This is a genomic window from Pseudomonas trivialis, assembly GCF_036864995.1.
GTDB classification, from domain to species: Bacteria; Pseudomonadota; Gammaproteobacteria; order Pseudomonadales; family Pseudomonadaceae; genus Aquipseudomonas; species Aquipseudomonas trivialis.
The window spans coordinates 302,976-319,282 of record NZ_CP142151.1 but is presented as its reverse complement, the minus strand read 5'-3'; the positions used below and the strand labels follow the sequence as shown (position 1 = coordinate 319,282).

1 protein-coding gene is annotated in these 16,307 nt (G+C 60.0%); it reads right to left on the bottom strand.

Translation table 11 applies throughout. The features are described 5' to 3' along the window. Window positions 1-26: 26 nt before the first annotated feature. Window positions 27-16,079 (bottom strand): Ig-like domain-containing protein, encoded by a 16,053-nt coding sequence (locus tag VRB54_RS01345; protein ID WP_338479233.1) that lies wholly within the window; start codon window positions 16,077-16,079, stop codon window positions 27-29. Window positions 16,080-16,307: the final 228 nt, after the last annotated feature.

Below are 16,307 nucleotides of genomic sequence, written 5' to 3'. Positions count from 1 at the left end.
CTTATGGATGGGTGCCGCCCGGGTGATCAGTCGTGATGCTTGACGGTCAGGTCGCCACCGGCGATCAGGTTATTGATCGCGGCGCTGCCACTGCCCCAGCTGGCGCCGTCGACCTTGATCGTGACATCGGCCGTGCCGCCGCCCGAGGCGGTGAACGTGCCCGCGCTGCTGACGCTCAGCGTCGAGGTGCCCGACGCATCGGTGGTCAGCTTCAGGTAGTTGGACAGGTTGTTGTCGTTATTGCCTTGCAGCAAGTCGGACAGGTCCAGCTTGTCGCCTTCGCCGTGCTTGAAGTCGGTGATGCGATCGAAGCCGCCGCTGGTGTTGGTGTCACCTTTGAGCCACACGAAGGTATCGGCACCCGCACCGCCGCTGAGCACGTCATCGCCCTTGCCGCCCACCAGGACGTCATTGCCGGCGCCGCCGGAGAGGCTGTCGTTGCCGCCCTGGCCGAACAGAATGTCGTTGCCGGCGTTGCCGATCAGCGTGTCGTTGCCATCCTTGGTGCCGTAGATGTTCGACGCGTTGGCCAGTGCGCCGATGTCCTGCACGTGCTCGGTGATGTACTGGTGCAAGGTGCGGTCGTCGATGTGGTCGACGGTGGTGGCCAGTTTCTCGGCGGCAAAGGCCTTGAGCGCGGCGCTGCCTTCCTGGCCTTTGTAGGTGATCAGGTCGCCGAACAGGATGTCGTTGGCCGAACCGCCGGTGAGGTTGTCGGCGCCCGCATCGGCGGTGTGGCCGGTGATGGCATCGGCCAGCTTCGCCGTGTCGATGGTGGCAACCACCTTGTCGGTGTCGAACTGCTTGAGCACCGTGGTATCGATGCTCGACCCCAGGCCGATGGCCTCGACCACGACTTTGCTGTCCACCGCGTTGACCAGGTTGGCATAGGCCGCCTTGGCGCTGGCCAGCGCGGTGTCGGAGTCCTGATAGACCGCCGCCACGTCAAAGCCGCCCTTGGCGTTGGCGACCACGGTGCCTTCATAGATCGCCTGGCCCCAGCCGTTGTAGGAGTAAACCTTGCCATCGCCGTCGACAATCATCCGCGACCAGCCGTTGATGGTGGTGTAGACCGCGCTGCCCTGGCCCAACACGTAGTTGGAGCTGTTGACCACGCTGTCGAAGTAAACGTTCGAGCCCCAGAACGTGCTGGTCGTGCCCAGGTAAGGGTTGCCGTGCACTTCGGTAAATACGTTCGGCGAGCCGTCGGTAATGAAGTAGGTGAGGTTGGTCGCGCCCTTGTTACTGGTGGCGTCGCTGCTCTTGAACCAGTTGGTGGCCGCGTCGAACGCATCCTGGTAGTTGGTCAGGTCGCTGGAGTTGGAGGTCATCTGGGTCAAGACCGCCTGCAAGGCCGCTTTGGCAGCGTCCTTGTCGGCCAGGTTGACCGAGACCTGCGCCTGCACCTGCGTGTCGAAATCGACCAGCAGCACTTTCACCACACCCGAGTCTTTATTGCCGGCATTGGCAATCAAGGTATTGAACACGCTCGCCAGTTGGCTCTTGATCGAGTTCATCGCACTGCTGCCGATGCTGCCCGAGGTGTCGACCAGGAAGGCAATGTTGTAGTTGCTGCCCTGGGTGACCACGCCGGCCTTGTCGCCGACCACCACGTTGTTGACCGACGAGCTGCTCAAGTTGATGACATCGGCCACGCCAGTGCCTTCAGTCACCAGGTAGGCCTGCGGCGTTACCGTGATGGTGCTGGTGGCGATGCTGGAACTCAGGCTGTTGCCGCCTTCGTTGTCCATCACCGAGACCTCGATGGTGCGGTCGCCCGTAGCCGGGTACTTGCTGGTGCTGGAGTATTGGAACGATTCAAGCAGCGCCTTGTAGGTCGCCGCATCCGCCGCGCCCGACAGGCTCAGCATGATCTTGCCGCTGACGTCGGTGCCGACGCTGGTCAGGGTGATGCCTTTGTAGGTGCCGCCCACTGTCACCAGGCTGGAGGTCAGTTGATCCCCGGCACTGGCGTTTTTGAGGGTGATGCTCGCGCTCTGCATCTGGCTGCTGTCGACGTCGCCGATGGCCACGCTGCCGGTAATCGCCACGCCGCTGGTGCTGCGTTCGTTATAAGTGGCGGCGAAGCCGGTGGCGACCGCGCCGTCGGCCGTGCTCAGGTCCAGGGTCGGGGCGTCGTTGACCGCAGTGACCACGATGCTCACTTTGCCGGTGGTGACTTGCGCAACGCTGGTACTCAGTTCGGTGGCCGTGGCTTTCACGGTCAGGTCGAAGCTGGCCGTCGAGTCCTTGAACGGGGTGACCGTCAGGGTTTTCAGGTTCCAGGTGCTCACATCGTAGAACGCGGTAGCGCCGGTCGAGGTGAAGCTGTGACCGCTGGTGCCGTCGGTGATTACGGTGCCGACCGGCAAGCCGCTGATTTCCACCTTGTGGGATTCCGAGCCGTCGTTATCGACGAACGTGGTGGTGATCGGCGCGACCTTGATGGTGGTGTCTTCCAGCCCACGGTTGTAGACGTAGCCGGTGTAGTAGCCTTCGCCATTGACCACATGGCTGTCGCCCAGCACCGCACCTGCGGCCTTCAAGGCGTCCACGCCGGTGTAGGTCTGCACGCCGCTGTTGCCCAGCGACATCGACGGGCCGTTGTTGATCGACACATTGATGTCGTAGTTGCCTGCGGCGGCCTGGTTGTAGTGGTAGATGTCGAGGGTGTAGTAACCCGACTCGGTCGGCGTGTACGCCGTGCCGGTAATCGTGCCGCCCTGTTTGCTCCAGGTCTCGCTGGCCACCAGCTTGCCGCCCACGGTGATTGCCAGGCTGTCATCGGCAGTGCCGGTGAAGCTGTAGCTCTTGCCGGCTTCCAGGTAGATCAGGCCGGAGACTTTGGTCGCCGTCCCCTCCGCCACATTACTGTTGCTGACGCTGCTGACCACTCCCGTGGAGATTGCGGTGGCAGCGGTCTTGGCGTCGATCACGCGGATCAGGTCGCTGGACAGCGCAACGCCGTTGCCGCTGTTGCCCAGGTCCTTGGCCAGCGTGCCGCCGGTCCAGGTCTGCAGGGTCAAACCGGTTGGCACCGCGCCATATTGGCTGAGGCTTACCACCGGCACGTCCGTCACCGGGTGAATATCCACGGTGATGATTTTGGTGTCGCTGTAGGCGCTGCCGTCGTAGGCCTGGAACTTGAGCTGGGTGTAGTCGCTTTGCTTGTTGCCCACACCGGTGCCGCCGAAGCTGTTATCGCCCGACTCGTTGGCGGCCGGGGTGTAGCGCACGTTGTGGCTGTCGAAGTCAGCCTGGCTGAACGCCTTGCCGGCCGAGGTATCGGTTTTCAGGTCAGCGGTGGTCAGTTGCGTCCACACGCCGTTGACTTTGTACTCAATGGCGCCGGCAGGCAGGCTGGTGAACACCACTTTCGGGTTGGCGGAGTCCACATCGTTGACGCCAAAGGTGGCCCAGCTCAGTTCGACCGGGGTGTCTTCGTTGCTGGCGATGTTGCCGTTGGTGGCCGTGGGCGCGTCGTTGACCGGCGTAATGGTGATGGTGCCGTTGACCGCTGGTGAGGTCAGCACGTTGCTGCCGTCAGCGTTACCGCTGTCGGTGGCGGTGTAGGTGAAGTTCACCGTGCCGTTGAAGTCGGTGGCTGGCTTGAAGTAAACGGTCGCCTCGCCATTGCTCGCGGTGATCGGGCCGGTCACTTTGGTGGTCATCGCCGCGTCGGTGTAGAAGGTGCCGTTGCTCGGCGTGCCCACGCTGAAGGATTTTACGTTCGCCAGGCCATCTACATCGGTCGCGCTCAGCTTGACCGCGATGCCGCTGGTTGGGTCTTCGGCACCGGTTGCGGTGGTTGCGATGGCAACCGGCGCGTCGTTGACCGGGGTCACGGTGATGGTGCCGTTGACGGCTGGTGAGGTCAGCACGTTGCTGCCGTCAGCGTTACCGCTGTCGGTGGCGGTGTAGGTGAATTTCACCGTGCCGTTGAAGTCGGTGGCTGGCTTGAAGTAGACGGTCGCCTCGCCATTGCTGGCGGTGATCGGGCCGGTCACTTTGGTGGTCATGGCTGCGTCGGTGTAGAACGTGCCGTTGCTCGGTGTACCCACGCTGAACGATTTAACGTTCGCCAGGCCGTCTACATCGGTCGCGCTCAGCTTGACCGCGATGCCGCTGGTTGGGTCTTCGGCACCGGTTGCGGTGGTTGCGATGGCAACCGGCGCGTCGTTGACCGGGGTCACGGTGATGGTGCCGTTGACGGCTGGCGAGGTCAGCACGTTGCTGCCGTCAGCGTTGCCACTGTCGGTGGCGGTGTAGGTGAAGTTCACCGTGCCGTTGAAGTCGGTGGCTAGCTTGAAGTAAACGGTGGCCTCGCCATTGCTGGCGGTGATCGGGCCGGTCACCTTGGTGGTCATCGCCGCGTCGGTGTAGAACGTGCCGTTGCTCGGTGTACCCACGCTGAACGATTTAACGTTCGCCAGGCCGTCTACATCGGTCGCGCTCAGCTTGACCGCGATGCCGCTGGTTGGGTCTTCGGCACCGGTTGCGGTGGTTGCAATGGCGACCGGTGCGTCGTTGACCGGGGTCACGGTGATGGTGCCGTTGACCGCTGGTGAGGTCAGCACGTTGCTGCCGTCAGCGTTACCGCTGTCGGTGGCGGTGTAGGTGAAGTTCACCGTGCCGTTGAAGTCGGTGGCTGGCTTGAAGTAAACGGTCGCCTCGCCATTGCTCGCGGTGATCGGGCCGGTCACCTTGGTGGTCATCGCCGCGTCGGTGTAGAACGTGCCGTTGCTCGGTGTACCCACGCTGAACGATTTAACGTTCGCCAGGCCGTCTACATCGGTCGCGCTCAGCTTGACCGCGATGCCGCTGGTTGGGTCTTCGGCACCGGTTGCGTTGGTAGCAATGGCGACCGGTGCGTCATTGACTGCCACGATATTCACGTTCAGCGTGCTGCTGGAGCCGGTGTTGGTGGTGTAGCCGATTTGCGGCACATCGCCGTTGAAGTCTTTGACCGGGGTGAAGGTGTAGGCGCCGTTGGCGCTGATGGTAATAGAGCCCACGCCGGTGATGACGGCGGTTTGGCCGGCAGTGTAGCTAGCGGTTCCGACGTTGAAGGTGGCTACGCTCAGGACGTTATCGACATCGACGTCGTTGCTCAGCACATTGCCGGTGGCGACTTTGTCTTCCAGGGCGCTGCCGGTGTCGGCTTTGAGGACGCTGGCGTCATCTACGGCGTCGATCTTCACGTCCAGCGTGCTGCTGGAGCCCGTGTTGGTGGTGTAGCCGATTTGCGGCACGTCACCGTTGAAGTCTTTGACCGGCGTGAAGGCGTAGGCGCCGTCGGTACCGATGGTGATAGAGCCAACGCCTGCAATCACAGCTGTTTGGCCGGCGGCGTAACTGGTGCCACCTACGTTGAACGTAGCGACTGTCAGTACGTTATCCACGTCGACGTCATTCGATAGCACGTTGCCTTTCGCAACATGATCTTCCAATGCGCTACCGGTGTCGGCTTTGAGGACGCTTGCGTCATCAACCGCGTCGATCTTCACATCCAGGGTGCTACTGGAACCGGTGTTGGTGGTGTAGCCGATTTGCGGAACATCGCCGTTGAAGTCTTTGACTGGGGTGAAGGCGTACGCGCCGTCGGCGCCGATGGTGATTGAACCAACGCCTACAATGGTCGCGGTTTGACCTGCGGTGTATGTGGTGCCGCCGACGTTGAAGGTCGCAACGCTCAACACGTTATCCACATCGACGTCGTTGCTCAGCACATTGCCGGAAGCGACGTTGTCTTCCATTGCGCTACCGGTGTCCGCTTTGAGGACGCTTGCGTCATCAACCGCGTCGATCTTCACGTCCAGCGTGCTGCTCGAACCGGTGTTGGTGGTGTAGCCGATTTGCGGCACGTCACCGTTGAAGTCTTTTACTGGGGTGAAGGCATAGGCGCCGTCAGCGCCGATAGTGATGCTGCCCACACCCGCAATCACGGCCGTCTGGTCGGAGGCGTAACTGGTGCCACCCACGTTGAACGTGGCGACTGTCAGTACGTTATCCACATCGACATCATTCGAAAGCACATTGCCAGTGGCAACGTTATCTTCCAGCGCGCTACCAGTGTCGGCTTTCAACACACTCGCGTCATCAACAGCATCGATCTTCACGTCCAGCGTGCTGCTCGAACCGGTGTTGGTGGTGTAGCCGATTTGCGGCACGTCACCGTTGAAGTCTTTGACCGGGGTGAAGCTGTACGCGCCGTCAGCACCGATGGTGATTGAGCCGACGCCCACGATGGTTGCGGTCTGGCCTGCGGTATACGTAGTGCCGCCGACATTGAAGGTCGCAACGCTCAACACGTTGTCGACGTCAACGTCGTTGCTCAACACATTGCCGGTGGCGACGTTATCTTCCAGAGCGCTGCCGGTATCCGCTTTGAGAACGCTTGCGTCATCAACCGCGTCAATCTTCACATCCAGCGTGCTACTGGAGCCCGTGTTGGTGGTGTAGCCGATTTGCGGCACGTCACCGTTGAAGTCTTTGACCGGCGTGAAGGCGTAGGCGCCGTCGGTACCGATGGTGATTGAGCCAACGTTCGCGATAACAGCAGTCTGGCCGGCGTTGTAAGTGGCCCCACCTACGCTGAAGGTCGCAACGGTCAGTACGTTGTCGACGTCCACGTCATTCGAAAGGACGTTGCCAGTGGCAACGTTATCTTCCAGGGCGCTACCGGTATCGGCTTTGAGGACGCTCGCGTCATCTACAGCGTCAATCTTCACGTCCAGGGTGCTGCTGGAGCCCGTGTTGGTGGTGTAGCCGATTTGCGGCACGTCACCGTTGAAATCTTTTACTGGCGTGAAAGCATAGGCGCCGTCGGCACCGATGGTGATTGAGCCAACACCAGCGATGGTCGCGGTTTGACCTGCAGTATACGTGGTGCCGCCGACGTTGAAGGTCGCAACGTTCAACACATTATCCACATCGACATCGTTGCTCAGCACGTTGCCGGTGGCAACGCTGTCTTCCAGCGCACTGCCGGTATCGGCCTTGAGGACGCTTGCGTCATCTACAGCATCGATCTTCACATCCAGCGTGCTGCTCGAACCGGTGTTGGTGGTGTAGCCGATTTGCGGCACGTCACCGTTGAAGTCTTTGACCGGGGTGAAGGCGTACGCGCCGTCGGCACCGATGGTGATTGAGCCAACGCCTGCAATGGTTGCGGTCTGGCCAGCGTTATAGGTGGTGCCGTTGACGCTGAACGTCGCAACGGTCAACACATTGTCCACATCAACATCGTTGCTCAGCACATTGCCGGTAGCAACGTTGTCTTCCAGCGCGCTACCGGTGTCCGCTTTGAGGACGCTCGCGTCATCTACAGCGTCAATCTTCACGTCCAGCGTGCTGCTGGAGCCCGTGTTGGTGGTGTAGCCGATTTGCGGCACGTCGCCGTTGAAGTCTTTGACCGGCGTGAAGGCATAGGCGCCGTCTGCACCGATGGTGATAGAGCCAACGCCTGCAATAACAGCGGTCTGGCCGGCGTTGTAAGTGGTTCCACCGACATTGAACGTGGCAACAGTCAGGGTGTTGTCGACGTCGACGTCGTTGCTCAGCACATTGCCGGTAGCAACGTTGTCTTCCAGCGCGCTACCGGTGTCCGCTTTGAGGACGCTCGCGTCATCTACAGCGTCAATCTTCACGTCCAGCGTGCTGCTGGAGCCCGTGTTGGTGGTGTAGCCGATTTGCGGCACGTCGCCGTTGAAGTCTTTGACCGGCGTGAAGGCATAGGCGCCGTCTGCACCGATGGTGATAGAGCCAACGCCTGCAATAACAGCGGTCTGGCCGGCGTTGTAAGTGGTTCCACCGACATTGAACGTGGCAACAGTCAGGGTGTTGTCTACGTCGACGTCGTTGCTCAGCACGTTGCCGGTGGCTACGTTATCTTCAAGCGCACTGCCGGTATCGGCCTTGAGGACGCTCGCGTCATCAACCGCGTCGATCTTCACGTCCAGCGTGCTGCTCGAACCGGTGTTGGTGGTGTAGCCGATTTGCGGCACGTCGCCGTTGAAGTCTTTTACCGGAGTGAAGGCGTAGGCGCCGTCGGTGCCGATGGTGATTGAGCCAACGTTCGCGATGACAGCAGTCTGGCCGGCGTTGTAAGTGGTTCCACCTACGTTGAAGGTCGCGACGCTCAACACGTTGTCGACGTCAACGTCGTTGCTCAGCACATTGCCAGTGGCGACGTTATCTTCAAGCGCACTACCGGTGTCCGCTTTGAGGACGCTTACGTCATCTACGGCGTCGATCTTCACATCCAGCGTGCTACTGGAGCCCGTGTTGGTGGTGTAACCAATTTGCGGCACGTCGCCGTTGAAGTCTTTTACCGGAGTGAAGGCGTAGACGCCGTCGGTGCCGATGGTGATTGAGCCAACGTTCGCGATAACAGCAGTCTGGCCGGCGTTGTAAGTGGCCCCACCTACGCTGAAGGTCGCAACGGTCAGTACGTTGTCGACGTCCACGTCATTCGAAAGGACATTGCCGGTGGCAACGTTATCTTCCAAGGCGCTGCCGGTATCGGCCTTGAGGATGCTTGCGTCATCAACCGCGTCGATCTTCACATCCAGGGTGCTGCTCGAGCCGGTGTTGGTGGTGTAACCGATTTGCGGCACATCACCGTTGAAGTCTTTGACGGGGGTGAATGCATACGCGCCATCAGCCCCAATGGTGATTGAACCGACGCCCGCGATGATCGCGGTCTGGCCTGCGTTGTAGCTGGTGCCGTTGACGCTGAAGGTCGCAACGCTCAACACGTTGTCGACGTCGATGTCATTCGAAAGAACGTTGCCAGTGGCAACGTTATCTTCCAGGGCGCTACCGGTATCGGCTTTGAGGACGCTCGCGTCATCAACCGCGTCGATCTTCACGTCTAGCGTGCTGCTCGAACCGGTGTTGGTGGTGTAACCAATCTGCGGTACGTCACCGTTGAAGTCTTTAACGGGGGTAAAGGCATAGGCGCCGTCAGCGCCGATAGTGATGCTACCCACGCCCACGATCACGGCTGTCTGACCGGCGGCGTAACTGGTGCCACCTACGTTGAAGGTCGCAACGCTCAGTACGTTGTCGACGTCAACGTCGTTGCTCAGCACATTGCCGGTAGCAACGCTGTCTTCCAAGGCGCTGCCGGTATCTGCTTTAAGGACGCTCGCGTCATCAACCGCGTCGATTTTCACATCCAACGTGCTGCTCGAACCGGTGTTGGTTGTGTAGCCGATTTGAGGCACGTCACCATTAAAGTCTTTAACAGGCGTGAACGCGTAGGCGCCGTCGGCGCCGATGGTGATTGAACCAACGCCCGCGACGGTCGCGGTTTGACCTGCGGTATACGTGGTGCCGCCGACGTTGAAGGTCGCAACGCTTAAGACGTTATCCACATCGACGTCATTTGAGAGCACGTTGCCGGTGGCAACGTTGTCTTCCAGGGCGCTGCCGGTATCTGCTTTCAACACGCTCGCGTCATCAACCGCGTCAATTTTCACGTCCAGGGTGCTGCTGGAGCCCGTGTTGGTGGTGTAGCCGATTTGCGGCACGTCACCGTTGAAGTCTTTTACTGGCGTGAAAGCATAGGCGCCGTCTGCACCGATGGTGATTGAGCCAACGCCCGCGATGATCGCGGTCTGGCCTGCGTTGTAGCTGGTGCCGTTGACGCTGAAGGTCGCAACGCTCAACACGTTGTCGACGTCAACGTCGTTGCTCAGCACATTGCCGGTGGCAACGTTATCTTCAAGCGCACTGCCGGTATCAGCCTTGAGGACGCTTGCGTCATCGACCGCGTCAATTTTCACGTCCAGCGTGCTGCTCGAACCGGTGTTGGTGGTGTAACCAATCTGCGGTACGTCACCGTTGAAGTCTTTAACCGGGGTGAATGCATACGCGCCATCAGCCCCAATGGCGATGCTGCCCACGCCCGCAATCACGGCCGTCTGGTCGGCGGCGTAACTGGTGCCACCGACGTTGAACGTGGCAACAGTCAGTACGTTGTCGACGTCCACGTCGTTGCTCAGCACGTTGCCGCTAGCAACGTTGTCTTCCAGCGCACTGCCGGTATCTGCTTTGAGGACGCTTGCGTCATCTACGGCGTCGATCTTCACGTCCAGCGTGCTGCTCGAACCGGTGTTGGTGGTGTAACCAATCTGCGGTACGTCACCGTTGAAGTCTTTGACTGGCGTGAAGGCGTAGGCGCCGTCGGCACCGATGGTGATTGAGCCAACGCCTGCAATGGTTGCGGTCTGGCCAGCGTTATAGTTGGTGCCGCCCACATTGAAGGTGGCAACAGTCAGCGTGCTATCCACATCGACGTCGTTGCTCAGCACATTGCCGGTAGCAACGTTATCTTCCAGGGCGCTACCGGTATCGGCTTTGAGGACGCTCGCGTCATCTACAGCGTCAATCTTCACGTCCAGCGTGCTGCTGGAGCCCGTGTTGGTGGTGTAGCCAATTTGCGGCACGTCGCCGTTGAAGTCTTTGACCGGCGTGAAAGCGTAGGCGCCGTCGGCACCGATGGTGATTGAGCCAACGCCTGCAATGGTTGCGGTCTGGCCAGCGTTATAGGTGGTGCCGCCTACATTGAAGGTGGCAACAGTCAGTACGTTGTCGACGTCCACGTCGTTGCTCAACACATTGCCGGTAGCAACGTTGTCTTCCAGCGCACTACCGGTGTCGGCTTTGAGGACGCTCGCGTCATCAACAGCATCGATCTTCACGTCCAGCGTGCTGCTCGAACCCGTGTTGGTGGTGTAGCCGATTTGCGGTACGTCACCGTTGAAGTCTTTAACCGGAGTGAAGGCGTACGCGCCGTCTGCACCAATAGTGATAGCGCCGACACCTGCAATGGTTGCAGTTTGGCCAGCGTTATAGGTGGTACCGCCCACATTGAAGGTGGCAACAGTCAGTGTGTTGTCTACATCGACGTCATTCGAAAGGACGTTGCCGGTGGCAACGTTATCTTCCAGGGCGCTACCGGTGTCTGCCTTGAGGACGCTCGCGTCATCAACAGCGTCGATCTTCACATCCAGCGTGCTGCTGGAGCCGGTGTTGGTGGTGTAACCAATTTGCGGCACGTCGCCGTTGAAGTCTTTAACGGGGGTAAAGGCATAGGCGCCGTCGGCACCGATAGTGATTGAACCGACGCCCGCGATGATCGCGGTCTGGCCTGCGTTGTAGCTGGTGCCGTTGACGCTGAAGGTCGCAACGCTCAATACGTTGTCGACGTCGATGTCATTCGAAAGGACGTTGCCAGTGACAACGTTATCTTCCAGGGCGCTACCGGTATCGGCTTTGAGGACGCTCGCGTCATCTACAGCGTCAATCTTCACGTCCAGGGTGCTGCTGGAGCCCGTGTTGGTGGTGTAGCCGATTTGCGGCACGTCACCGTTGAAATCTTTTGCTGGCGTGAAAGCATAGGCGCCGTCGGCACCGATGGTGATCGAGCCAACGCCTGCGATGATTGCGGTCTGGCCGGCGTTATAGCTCGTACCACCCACACTGAACGTGGCGACAGTGAGTACGTTATCAACGTCGACATCATTCGAGAGCACATTGCCGATGGCAACATTGTCTTCCAACGCGCTGCCGGTATCGGCCTTGAGGACGCTCGCGTCATCAACCGCATCGATTTTCACGTCCAGCGTGCTGCTCGAACCGGTGTTGGTGGTGTAGCTGATTTGCGGCACGTCGCCGTTGAAGTCTTTGACCGGGGTGAAGGTGTACGCGCCGTCAGCACCGATGGTGATTGAGCCGACGCCCGCGATGGTTGCGGTCTGGCCTGCGGTATACGTAGTGCCGCCGACATTGAAGGTCGCAACGCTCAGTACGTTGTCGACGTCAACGTCGTTGCTCAGCACATTGCCGGTAGCAACGTTGTCTTCCAACGCGCTGACGGTATCTGCTTTAAGGACGCTCGCGTCATCAACTGCGTCGATCTTCACGTCCAGCGTACTGCTGGAGCCCGTGTTGGTGGTGTAGCCAATTTGTGGCACGTCACCGTTGAAGTCTTTAACCGGAGTGAAGGCGTACGCGCCGTCTGCACCGATGGTGATTGAGCCGACGCCCGCGATGATCGCGGTTTGGCCTGCGTTATAACTGGTGCCGTTGACGCTGAAGGTCGCAACGGTCAACACATTGTCCACATCAACGTCGTTGCTCAATACGTTGCCGGTGGCGACATTGTCTTCCAGGGCGCTACCGGTGTCCGCTTTGAGGACGCTGGCGTCATCTACGGCGTCGATCTTCACATCCAACGTGCTGCTCGAACCGGTGTTGGTGGTGTAGCCGATTTGTGGCACGTCACCGTTGAAGTCTTTAACGGGGGTGAAGGCATAGGCGCCGTCAGCGCCGATAGTGATGCTACCCACGCCCACGATCACAGCTGTTTGGCCGGCGGCGTAATTGGTGCCACCGACATTGAACGTGGCAACAGTCAGTACGTTGTCGACGTCCACGTCGTTGCTCAACACATTGCCGGTAGCAACGTTGTCTTCCAGGGCGCTGCCGGTATCTGCTTTAAGGACGCTCGCGTCATCAACCGCGTCGATCTTCACATCCAGCGTGCTGCTCGAACCCGTGTTGGTGGTGTAGCCGATTTGTGGCACATCACCGTTGAAGTCTTTGACTGGCGTGAAGGCGTAGGCGCCGTCGGCACCGATGGTGATTGAGCCAACGCCTGTAATGGTTGCGGTCTGGCCAGCGTTATAGGTGGTGCCGCCCACATTGAAGGTGGCAACAGTCAGTACGTTGTCGACGTCCACGTCGTTGCTCAACACATTGCCGGTAGCAACGTTGTCTTCCAGGGCGCTGCCGGTATCTGCTTTAAGGACGCTCGCGTCATCAACTGCGTCGATCTTCACGTCCAGCGTGCTGCTGGAGCCCGTGTTGGTGGTGTAACCAATTTGCGGCACGTCGCCGTTGAAGTCTTTTACCGGCGTGAAAGCATAGGCGCCGTCGGCACCGATGGTGATTGAGCCGACGCCCGCGATGATCGCGGCCTGGCCTGCGTTGTAGCTGGTGCCGTTGACGCTGAAGGTCGCAACGCTCAACACGTTGTCCACATCGACGTCGTTGCTCAGCACATTGCCGGTAGCGACGTTGTCTTCCAGGGCGCTGACGGTATCTGCTTTAAGGACGCTCGCGTCATCAACTGCGTCGATCTTCACGTCCAGCGTACTGCTGGAGCCCGTGTTGGTGGTGTAGCCAATTTGTGGCACGTCACCGTTGAAGTCTTTGACTGGCGTGAAGGCGTAGGCGCCGTCGGCACCGATGGTGATTGAGCCGACGCCCGCGATGATCGCGGTCTGGCCTGCGTTGTAGCTGGTGCCGTTGACGCTGAAGGTCGCAACGCTCAACACGTTGTCCACATCGACGTCGTTGCTCAGCACATTGCCGGTAGCGACGTTGTCTTCCAGGGCGCTGACGGTATCTGCTTTAAGGACGCTCGCGTCATCAACTGCGTCGATCTTCACGTCCAGCGTACTGCTGGAGCCCGTGTTGGTGGTGTAGCCAATTTGTGGCACGTCACCGTTGAAGTCTTTGACTGGCGTGAAGGCGTAGGCGCCGTCGGCACCGATGGTGATTGAGCCGACGCCCGCGATGATCGCGGTTTGGCCTGCGTTATAACTGGTGCCGTTGACGCTGAAGGTCGCAACGGTCAACACATTGTCCACATCAACGTCGTTGCTCAATACGTTGCCGGTGGCGACATTGTCTTCCAGGGCGCTGCCGGTATCTGCTTTAAGGACGCTCGCGTCATCAACTGCGTCGATTTTTACGTCCAGCGTGCTGCTTGAGCCGGTGTTGGTGGTGTAGCCGATTTGCGGCACGTCACCGTTGAAGTCTTTAACAGGTGTGAAGGTATAGGCGCCATCAGCGCCGATAGTGATAGCTCCCACACCTGCGATGGTTGCGGTCTGGCCAGCGGTATAGGTGGTGCCGCCCACATTGAACGTGGCAACAGTCAGGGTGTTGTCTATATCGACGTCGTTGCTCAGCACGTTGCCGGTGGCAACGCTGTCTTCAAGCGCACTGCCGGTATCAGCCTTGAGGACGCTTGCGTCATCAACAGCATCGATCTTCAAATCCAGCGTGCTACTGGAGCCCGTGTTGGTGGTGTAGCCAATTTGTGGCACGTCGCCGTTGAAGTCTTTGACGGGGGTGAAGCTGTACGCGCCGTCTGCACCGATGGTGATTGAGCCAACGCCCGCGATCACGGCAGTCTGACCAGCGTTATACGTAGTGCCGCCGACATTGAAGGTCGCAACGCTCAACACGTTGTCGACGTCAACGTCGTTGCTCAACACGTTGCCGCTGGCAACGTTGTCTTCAAGCGCACTGCCGGTGTCCGCCTTGAGGACGCTCGCGTCATCAACCGCGTCGATCTTCACATCCAGCGTGCTGCTCGAACCGGTGTTGGTGGTGTAGCCAATTTGTGGCACGTCACCGTTGAAGTCTTTGACCGGGGTGAAGGTGTACGCGCCGTCGGCACCGATAGTAATTGAGCCAACGCCAACAATAGTTGCGGTCTGGCCAGCGTTATAGGTGGTGCCGCCTACATTGAAGGTGGCAACAGTCAGTACGTTGTCGACGTCGACATCATTCGAAAGCACATTGCCAGTGGCAACGTTATCTTCCTGCACCGTGCTGGTGTCCGCTTTCAACACGCTCGCGTCATCAACCGCCACCACGTTCACATTCAGCGTGCTGCTCGAGCCGGTGTTGGTGGTGTAGCCGATTTGCGGCACATCACCGTTGAAATCCTTGACCGGGGTGAAGGTGTACGCGCCATCGGCGCCGATGGTGATGCTGCCCACGCCGGCAATGGTCGCGGTCTGGCCGGCGTTGAAGGTGGTGCCGCCCACATTGAAGGTGGCAACCGACAGCACATTGTCAATATCGCTGTCATTGCTCAGCACGTTGCCGGAGGCAACGCCATCTTCGGCGAGGGTGGCGGTGTCGGCCACCAGCACGCTCGGGTTATCGACAGCGATCACCGTGGTGGTCGCCGCTTGCGGGTTGATCGCGAGGTTCTCGTAGTTGCCACCGCTAGCGGCGGTGATGCTCGCGCTGACGGTCAGGTCCTTGCCATCGGCCAGGTTCGCCGGCGTGTCGACGCTGACGGTGCCGGTGGTTTTGCCGGCTTCAATGGTGATGGTGGTGTTGTTGGACAGCGTGACGGTGACGTCGGTCTGCGCGGCGTTGGTCACCGTGGCGGTGTAGACGATCTTGCCACCCTCATCCACCGAGGCAGCGGCGGTGAGTGTCACGGTGGTGGTGTCGATGGTGTCGTTGACTTGCGTCACCGCAGGCGTCGGGTCCGTGGTGACGACCACGTTGCCGCCGCCGGAAGTGCCGGCGATGGTGGCGGAGATCGACGAGGCATCCAGGTACGGCGTGTCATTGCCGGCGAAGGTGACGTTCAGCGCGCCGGAGGTCTGACCGGCCGCGATCACTACGGCCAGGCCGTTGGACAAGGTAACGGTGAGGTCGCTGGTCGGAGCCTGGGTGGCGAATGCGGTGTAAACCACCACGCCACCGGCTTCAGTGATGGTCGGCGTGGCGGTCAGGGTGACGGTGACGTTTTGCGCAGTGGCGCCGTTGTTATTGTTGCCGGCGGTGAGCGGCGCAGCGCCGGCATCCGCAGCGTTGAGGCCGTTGGTCGGATAGCCGATGGTGGGGTCGACCACGCCTGCGGTCGCGTCCAGCACCACGAAGCTGTGCCCGCCCCCGACGGCACCGTCTGCACCAGCAGCGCTCGGGCCGGCGGCGGTGGCTTCAAGGTCCTGGGTCGGGTCGGCGCCGGCGGCGATGGCTTGCTGCAACTCGGCAACGGACGGTGCGGCTTGGGCAGTGGCGGCGCTCAGGTCGGTGGACGAGTCAGGCGCGTCAGCGCTCCACTGGCTGTCGCGGCCCAGGTCGATCACGCGGCCATCGGCAAGCTCCAGCGACACGGAGCCAGCGGGGCCGGTGTCGACCTGCTCCCCGGCGAACAGGCGATCACCTTCTACAAGCAGGCGACGAATCCCTTCTGGGGATACCGCAAACACTTGACCGACAATGCTTTTGACGACCGCAACGCTGCTCATAAAAAATCTCCGAAATACCGTTCAGGGGGCATCCATCAAGGAGACCGGCCCTACCGCTGGTGCCGATTCAATAGCTGGAGTACTTGAATTTCTGCGTAAAAATTTTGGCGTCAATATTTTGATGTTTTTTCGGAAAAATTACTTTTCCGTCAAGGTATTGACCTATTGGGCGCCATCCTAAACAATCCGCCCCGTAATGTCACATTGATATTTAAGCGGCCTCGCGAC

Excerpts from the sequence above, each read along its gene's own strand:
- VRB54_RS01345 (WP_338479233.1), bottom strand. The coding sequence starts at position 16,079 with ATGAGCAGCGTTGCGGTCGTCAAAAGCATTGTCGGTCAAGTGTTTGCG.